Genomic DNA, 3,583 nt, shown 5'->3' with positions numbered 1-3,583 from the left:
GTACGAGTGCCCACACAGATGATTGCTTTATATTGTTAAAGAACGTTGCGATTATAAAGTTAAACTTTATCTCGCTAGGGCTGCGCATATTACGCTTTCCTATTTTTTTGTCAACACTTAAATTTAAACTTTCTAAAAGATTCTATCTAAGTTTTACTTAACTCTCTGAGTTGTTCGTGCCTCGCTATGCGTTGGCGTTTCCCGTCTCAGTGGGGTCGCATTATAGGGAGATCCGAAAACAGATCAACCCTTTTTTGAAGAAAACTTGAAATAATGTGCTGTTCGCTGAGTATTTGAGCTAAACACGTTAAAAACACAACATAACTAGCAAATTATTAACAACTAAAGGTGTTTAAACTTCACTAATATTAAAAGTGAGCTTAAACGATCTTCATATAAAGACTTACACCCCATATGATCAACACGATCGTTAATGAAAGTGTTACGGCTGCAGATCCCATATCTTTGGCTCTACCTGACAATACATGCAATTCTGTACTTACTCGATCTGTTAATGCTTCAATGGCAGAGTTTAGCAATTCAACTATTAGAATAATAAGCAGTGAGCTAATTAGTATTGCCCAGTGTAATAATGATGAAGCCAGCCAAAATGAAGTGGGGAATAATATAAGGCTTAGTAATAGCTCTTGTCTAAATGCAGCTTCTTCTTTAAATGCTGCTTTAAAGCCAAGATAGGAGCAATAGGTTGCTTTGAAAACGCGTTTGAGGCCTAAGCCATTTGGTTTTAATACATCTTTCATTAATAAACTCTATGAATGAAGGTCAAAATAAAGCCCCGCACTGCGAGGCTTTTTATTTATGCTACGCCGTATTGATCACGGTAAGCTTTAACTGAGGCTAAATGCTCGCCCATCGTTCCTTGGTTTTCAAGGTAACTAATAAGGTCTGCTAATTTTACAATAGAAATTACTTTGGTATTAAAGTCGCGTTCAACTTCTTGAATAGCTGATAACTCGGCTTTACCTTTTTCTTGGCGATCTAATGCAATTAAAACACCACTAAGGTCTGCACCATTTTGTGCAATAATTTCCATGGACTCACGAATAGCGGTACCTGCGGTAATTACATCATCAACTAGCATTATTTTGCCATTGAGTTCTGAGCCTACTAATGTACCTCCTTCACCGTGTGCTTTTTTCTCTTTACGGTTAAAACAGTACGGTACATCTTTATCATGGTGATCTGCTAATGCAACTGCCGTCGTTGTTGCTATTGGGATACCCTTATACGCGGGACCAAATAGTACATCGTACTCTATCGCTGAATCTTCTAATGCTGATGCATAAAAACGACCTAAACGTGCTAAGTCACGACCTGTATTAAACAAACCGGCATTAAAAAAGTAAGGACTTATGCGCCCTGACTTTAAAGTAAACTCACCAAATTTTAATACCTGCTTCTCTAGAGCAAATTCTATAAACTCTTTTTGATAATCTTTCATATCTAGTGGCCTACCTATTTATGCTAATGCTTGCTTTTGTACGTCAATGATCTCACGAATAGAATGTTTAGCTAAAGTAAGTAACTCATCTAGCTCATCAAACGAGAAAGGTTCGCCTTCGGCTGTGCCTTGAATTTCTATAATTTTACCTGTTTCGGTTAAAATTACATTCATATCAGTTTCTGCTGCTGAATCTTCAATATATTCTAAATCGCTAATTGCTTGGCCTTTGTATATACCTACTGAAATAGCTGCAATCATATGCTTAAGTGGGTTTGAATTAATCATACCCTTTGCACGCATGTGCGTTAGCGCATCAACAAGTGCAACACATGCACCACTTATAGAAGCAGTACGTGTACCGCCATCTGCTTGGATTACATCACAGTCAATGGTGATTGTGTTTTCGCCAAGTGCTTTTAAATCAACAGCAGCACGCAGTGCACGTGCAATTAAACGTTGAATTTCCATAGTACGACCGCCCTGCTTACCACGTGCAGCTTCTCGAGCATTACGCGTATGCGTTGCTCGCGGTAACATACCGTATTCAGCATTGATCCAACCTTTACCCTGACCTTTCATGAAACGAGGAACGCCCGATTCGACAGTAGCTGTACAAAGTACTTTGGTGTTACCAAACTCAACAAGTACTGAGCCTTCAGCATGCAAAGTATAATTACGTGTAAATGTAACAGGTCTAATTTGATTAGGTGTTCTTTCGCTTGGACGCATTGACGATCCCCTTAATTCAGAATTTGCGACATTATAAGTGTATGTGGGTATAGATACCATGCTGATTTAAATAAATAGCTGTATGCAAAATATTCAGTGTATTAAATTTTCCCTAGAGCTTAAGCGGTGTTACGGTATAATCATCGTAATATTGTATTTATAAATTTAGGAAAATATCCATGATCCACAGTATGACAGCTTATGCGCGTCGCGAAATAAAAGGCGATTGGGGAACTGGCACTTGGGAAGTTCGTTCAGTGAACCAGCGTTACCTTGAAACATTTATTCGCGCACCAGAGCAATTTCGTGGCATGGAGCCAGTTATTCGTGAGCGTTTACGCAAACACTTACAACGCGGTAAAGTTGAGGTTTTTTTAAAGTTTGTAGCAAATCCTGCCCATGTTGGTGAGCTATCAATTAACCAAGCCCTTGCTGAGCAACTTATAAATAGCGCTAAATGGGTTCAACAGCAAAGTAATGGCGACATTAATCCTGTTGATATATTACGTTGGCCTGGTGTTATGGAAGCTGAAGAACTTGATATGGATAGCGTTAATACAGCACTAATTGCTGGTCTTGATCAAGTAATCGAAGATTTTAAATCAGCTCGTGGCGATGAAGGTGCAAACCTTGAAGAAATGATAGCAATCCGCCTTGATGCGATTTTAGAGCAAGTAGAAATTGTAGAAACGCATATGCCTGAGATTGCTAAGTGGCAGCGTGAAAAACTGGCTCAAAAGCTAGAAGACTTAACAGCAAACATTGACGAGTCACGCCTTGAACAAGAACTTATTTATCTTGCTCAAAAACAAGATGTAGCTGAAGAATTAGATCGTTTAAAGTCTCACGTTAAAGAAACTAAAAAAATCCTTAAAAAAGGTGGCGCATGTGGCCGCCGCCTAGATTTTATGATGCAAGAATTTAATCGTGAAGCTAACACGCTAGCATCTAAGTCTATCAATAGTGACATCACTACTGCCGCCGTAGAGTTAAAAGTATTGATTGAACAAATGAGAGAACAGATCCAAAATATTGAATAGTTTTCAGCCAATTATGGCATATTCATAACTTATCAAAACCCGGGCTAGGCTCGGGTTTTTTATTAATACCAATAATGATATTTTGAATGTTGTTACCAAGCATCTTCGTCTAATGTGAAATCCTCACCTTCAAATCACTCTTTATTTTAGACATTAAAAAGCCCGAGACTAAGCTCAGGCTTTTTGGTAACAATTAGCTAGGCTAATAATTACGCTCTGAACGTTACTACAACGCACCTACGCCTAAAGTAAGAGCGCCACCTTCATATGACACTTTATTCTAGACATTAATAAGCCCGAGGCTAAGCTCGGGCTTTTTGGTAACAATTAGCTAGGCTAATAATTACGC

4 protein-coding genes are annotated in these 3,583 nt (G+C 38.7%); 1 reads left to right on the top strand and 3 read right to left on the bottom strand.

Going from position 1 to position 3,583, the window contains the following annotated elements:
* Positions 1–380: 380 nt before the first annotated feature.
* From GQR46_RS17630 to rph, 3 genes are read right to left on the bottom strand one after another with little or no spacing between them, the layout of a single operon-like run.
* Positions 381–761 (bottom strand): diacylglycerol kinase, encoded by a 381-nt coding sequence (locus GQR46_RS17630; RefSeq protein WP_007583384.1) that lies wholly within the window; start codon positions 759–761, stop codon positions 381–383.
* Between the two features lie 56 nt (positions 762–817).
* On the bottom strand, positions 818–1,462 hold the full coding sequence (gene pyrE / locus GQR46_RS17625) for an orotate phosphoribosyltransferase (RefSeq protein ID WP_007583381.1): 645 nt from the start codon (positions 1,460–1,462) through the stop codon (positions 818–820).
* A gap of 18 nt (positions 1,463–1,480) precedes the next feature.
* On the bottom strand, positions 1,481–2,194 hold the full coding sequence (rph, locus tag GQR46_RS17620; RefSeq protein ID WP_002958890.1) for a ribonuclease PH: 714 nt from the start codon (positions 2,192–2,194) through the stop codon (positions 1,481–1,483).
* A gap of 179 nt (positions 2,195–2,373) precedes the next feature.
* Between rph and GQR46_RS17615 the strand changes: the two genes are divergently transcribed.
* Positions 2,374–3,234 carry a YicC/YloC family endoribonuclease gene (locus GQR46_RS17615; protein WP_002958889.1) on the top strand — a complete coding sequence of 287 codons (861 nt, stop codon included), beginning with the start codon at positions 2,374–2,376 and terminating at the stop codon, positions 3,232–3,234.
* Positions 3,235–3,583 lie beyond the last annotated feature (349 nt).

Origin of the sequence: Pseudoalteromonas sp. Z1A6, from assembly GCF_011378745.1 — a bacterium.
Taxonomy (GTDB): domain Bacteria; phylum Pseudomonadota; class Gammaproteobacteria; order Enterobacterales; family Alteromonadaceae; genus Pseudoalteromonas; species Pseudoalteromonas arctica.
Note: the sequence above shows the minus strand (reverse complement) of the source record. Positions and strands in the feature narration are given on the sequence as shown.

Coding starts and splice junctions, on each gene's coding strand:
- GQR46_RS17630 (WP_007583384.1), bottom strand. CDS start 761: ATGAAAGATGTATTAAAACCAAATGGCTTAGGCCTCAAACGCGTTTTC.
- pyrE (WP_007583381.1), bottom strand. CDS start 1,462: ATGAAAGATTATCAAAAAGAGTTTATAGAATTTGCTCTAGAGAAGCAG.
- rph (WP_002958890.1), bottom strand. CDS start 2,194: ATGCGTCCAAGCGAAAGAACACCTAATCAAATTAGACCTGTTACATTT.
- GQR46_RS17615 (WP_002958889.1), top strand. CDS start 2,374: ATGATCCACAGTATGACAGCTTATGCGCGTCGCGAAATAAAAGGCGAT.